This window comes from Rhodoluna sp., from assembly GCF_049276775.1.
GTDB lineage: Bacteria > Actinomycetota > Actinomycetes > Actinomycetales > Microbacteriaceae > Rhodoluna.
Genome location: NZ_JBASXC010000101.1, coordinates 1 through 3,686, shown reverse-complemented (window position 1 = coordinate 3,686; position 3,686 = coordinate 1). Strand labels below are relative to the sequence as shown.

The following is a 3,686-nucleotide window of genomic DNA, read 5'->3' as shown; positions in this document are numbered from 1 at the left end:
GCCAAGATCGCAGAAGCAGGTGACAAGCTTGCCGCCCTAATGGTGACCTACCCGTCCACTCACGGTGTTTACGAAGAGGCCATCTCTGATATTTGTGAACTGGTTCACCAGGCCGGGGGTCAGGTCTACATCGACGGCGCAAACACCAACGCGGTCGTTGGCTACGCCAAGTTCGGTCTTTTGGGTGGCGATGTTTCCCACTTGAACCTTCACAAAACTTTCTGCATCCCTCACGGTGGTGGAGGACCTGGAGTAGGTCCAGTTGCGGCAAGAGCTCACCTTGCTCCTTTCCTACCTGGACACTCACTCGCGCAGATTGAACTTCCTAACTTCGGGCCAATCTCTGGAGCTCCATTTGGTTCGGCATCGATTCTCCCGATTTCTTGGGCATACATCCGCATGATGGGAAATCAGAGCTTGAGAGATGCAACTTCCGTTGCCGTTCTATCCGCAAACTACATCGCCAAGAAACTCAAAGACCACTTCCCGCTTTTATATACCGGCAACCAAGGACTCATTGCCCACGAATGCATCATCGACATTCGAGGTATGACCAAAGACACCGGTGTATCGGTCGATGACATCGCTAAGCGATTAATCGACTACGGATTCCACGCTCCAACCATGAGCTTTCCAGTTTCTGGAACCCTGATGATCGAACCAACCGAGTCTGAGCCGAAGGGCGAGATTGATCGCTTTATTTCCGCGATGATCGCAATCAAGGGAGAAATTAACCAGCTTGGAAACGGCGAATGGACCGCAGAAGATAACCCGCTACGCCAAGCCCCCCACACCGCAAGGATCTTGGCCGAGGACTGGGACCACCCTTACTCGAGAAAACTGGCTGTTTTCCCGGTCGCCGGTCAACACCAAGGCAAGTTCTGGCCAAAGGTTAGGCGTGTGGACTCGGTGCATGGAGATCGGAACCTGATTTGCTCTTGCCCACCGATTGAGGCATTCGCCTAAACAGTCTTAGGGCTTTTTTGTAAACAGAAGATTTACAAGTGCAAGTGCAAGTGCTGCACCCAGTATCTGTGAACCGATAAACCCTGCAACCGAAGCTGGAGCAATACCCGCGAAGCTGTCACTGAAGATTCTTCCGATTGTGACGGCAGGGTTTGCAAAAGACGTCGAGGAAGTAAAGAAGTAGCCAGCACCAATTACCGCAGGCACCGCAAGGGATATGACTTCCGCCCTTTTTGTTTGGAGCAGGGCCAGAATCACAAACAGCAGTAATAGGGTCGCAACAACCTCTCCTATTCCAGTTCCGATTTCAAAGCGTTGTTTTGAAGAAATCTGAAAAAACTGCTGCCCGAACATCGCATGTGTCAGCACCGCTCCAAGGATTGCCCCTGCAATTTGTGAAATGGCATAGGGAAGTATCTGCTTTGGAGGAAATTGCTTTGTGGCAGCAAGGGCTATTGTCACAAGCGGATTAAAGTGAGCGCCTGAAACTGGCCCCAGCGTAAGAATAAGAATTCCTAGAATGAAGACTGTTGCTAGTGCATTCACTAGAAGAACTACAAGGGTGTCATCGGAGAGATTGGTTCCCATAATGCCGGATCCAATAACTGTTGCAACCAGAATTGCGGTTCCTAGAAGCTCGGCAAGCATCCCTCGAAAGTTCAATTTGCCAACTCCTAGACCATGATTTGCTTCAGTCTAGATTCTTTGCTGTTCTGCGGTCGATCAGTTGGGCCTTCGCCAAGGTGAATTCTTGGCAAACACTAAATTAGCTAACTAGCTGCTGCGCTAGAAGCTCCTTCACCCGCGGAACAACCCGGCTTCCAAGAAGCTCAATAGATTTCATCAGCTTGGAGTGTGGCATTGGGCCGGTTGAATATTTCAAATCGAATCTTTGAGCGCCTACAGCGCTAATGGCGTAAGCCATCTTCTTGGCAACTGTTTCAGGCGATCCAACATACAAACTTCCGTTTTGAACTTCGTCCAGGTAGTGACCCTTGGTCATCGGTCCCCAGCCGCGTTCTTGGCCGATTCGACCAAAACTTGCCTGGTAGCTAGGCCAAAGTTCCTCGATGGCCTGCTCATCGGTTTCTGCTATGTGACCTGGTGAGTGAATTGAAATCGGGCGAAGCTCGTGGCCGAATTTCTGCATCGAGTCGCGGTAGAGCTTGGAGTATGGAGCGAACCTCGCCGGGTCTCCCCCGATGATTGCAAGAGCAAGGGCAGCATCGAGTCTCGCCGCGCGAATCACGCTATCTGGTGAACCGCCGACTCCAACACGAAGTGGGATGCGACCGGATTCGGTCTTCGGGTAGACCTCTTGATTCTGAAGCGGTGCGCGAACGGTCCCCGACCAAGTCACAGGTTTTTCTTTTAGAAGCTGTACCAATAACTCAAGCTTTTGCTCGAACAAGTCGCCGTAGTCGGCAAGCTCTAGGCCAAAAAGCGGGAAAGACTCGATGAATGAACCACGTCCCGCAGTTATCTCAGCGCGGCCGTTGGAGAGAGCATCAACGGTTGCAAAAGCTTGGTAAACCCGAACCGGATCCTCGGAGGACAAGACGGTGACTCCGGATCCAAGTTTTATGCGACTGGTCTGGGTTGCGATTCCAGCCAGAACGGTGTCCGGGGAGGTGATTGCAAAATCATCCCGGTGGTGCTCGCCTACATTGAAACTGTCTAGGCCCACGGCCTCGGCTTGAATCGCCTCGGCAACCACGTTTCTCAGCACCTGGCCAGCGGTTTCGGGTGTGCCGTCATCTTTTAGGGTCATGTCCCCAAAGGTGTCCAAGCCAAACTTGATATCCAATTAGTCCGCTTTCTCTAGAAACTAGGTGGTCTGTATCGACAACAACAACTGACGGTCATTTCTTCCCCGCTACCTGGTAAGGATGCCCCAGACTACCTGAATAGCCTTCATGGTGTCTTTCGGGGTTTCCTCCTGGGCTAGGTGGCCAGATTGTGGAATTACAAAAAGCACAGAGTTCTCAATCATGCTTGCGAGCGCCTCGGTGTCTTTGGTGGCAACCACGGTGTCTGTATCTCCGGTGATCAAAAGAGTTGGAATGGTGATTTCATCAAGTCGATCCCTAACATCAAACGGTCTTGGTGCACGGTTGAACTCCCAGAAGCCTTCTTCCCAACCAATAACACTGAGGGGTTCGCGATAGCCAGCTTTTACATCCTCAGTAATTAGGTCCTTGTTATACCAAGACTCATCCAGTAGGTCCATGCCACTTGAGGCAATTGATGAAACTAGCAGCGGGCCCAGGTGGTCTAGCTGAGGGATGCTGTAGATCCAGTTCAGCCAAGAAGGTGTTCCGCCGTTAGACAAGATTGCGGGCGAGATCAAGATCAGCCCCTTGATTGCGTCTTTGTTATCAACGACATACTGGGCTGCCAGTGTTCCTCCGGCCGAGTGCCCAACCAAGATCACATCCCGGCCGCTCGCGAAGCGCTCAATCAGCTCATCAAGGATTAGATCTTGGCCAATTGACCCGTAGGGGTTCTCACCTTCCCAAGAGGTTGGCCTTTCGGTGAGGCCAAACCCAGGGCGGTCATAGGCGATTACGTCACCAAGCTCAGATAGCGGCTTGGTCACCTCTCTATAGGAGAAGGTATTGGCGCCAAAGCCATGCATCAAGAAGATAACCGGCGGATTTGAGCAATCCTTGCCCTCTTGGCAGACAAAATCTGTTTTCTCATAGAAGACCTCTATGCCC

The 3,686-nt window shown here is 51.7% G+C and carries 3 protein-coding genes and 1 pseudogene; 1 reads left to right on the top strand and 3 read right to left on the bottom strand.

The features are described 5' to 3' along the window. Positions 1-966: pseudogene (locus WAO31_RS06490) on the top strand (glycine dehydrogenase (aminomethyl-transferring)); the annotation flags it as partial. A 6-nt stretch (positions 967-972) separates the two neighbouring features. Here WAO31_RS06490 and WAO31_RS06485 read toward each other — a convergent pair. The 3 genes from WAO31_RS06485 to WAO31_RS06475 all read right to left on the bottom strand — a co-directional run. Continuing rightward, positions 973-1,629 (bottom strand): aquaporin, encoded by a 657-nt coding sequence (locus tag WAO31_RS06485; protein ID WP_509591653.1) that lies wholly within the window; start codon positions 1,627-1,629, stop codon positions 973-975. 103 nt (positions 1,630-1,732) lie between these two features. Continuing rightward, on the bottom strand, positions 1,733-2,773 hold the full coding sequence (locus WAO31_RS06480; protein WP_509591650.1) for an Atu2307/SP_0267 family LLM class monooxygenase: 1,041 nt from the start codon (positions 2,771-2,773) through the stop codon (positions 1,733-1,735). A gap of 69 nt (positions 2,774-2,842) precedes the next feature. Next, positions 2,843-3,686, bottom strand: an 844-nt coding sequence (locus WAO31_RS06475) for an alpha/beta fold hydrolase (RefSeq protein ID WP_509591648.1), incomplete at its 5' end; no start/stop codon positions are given.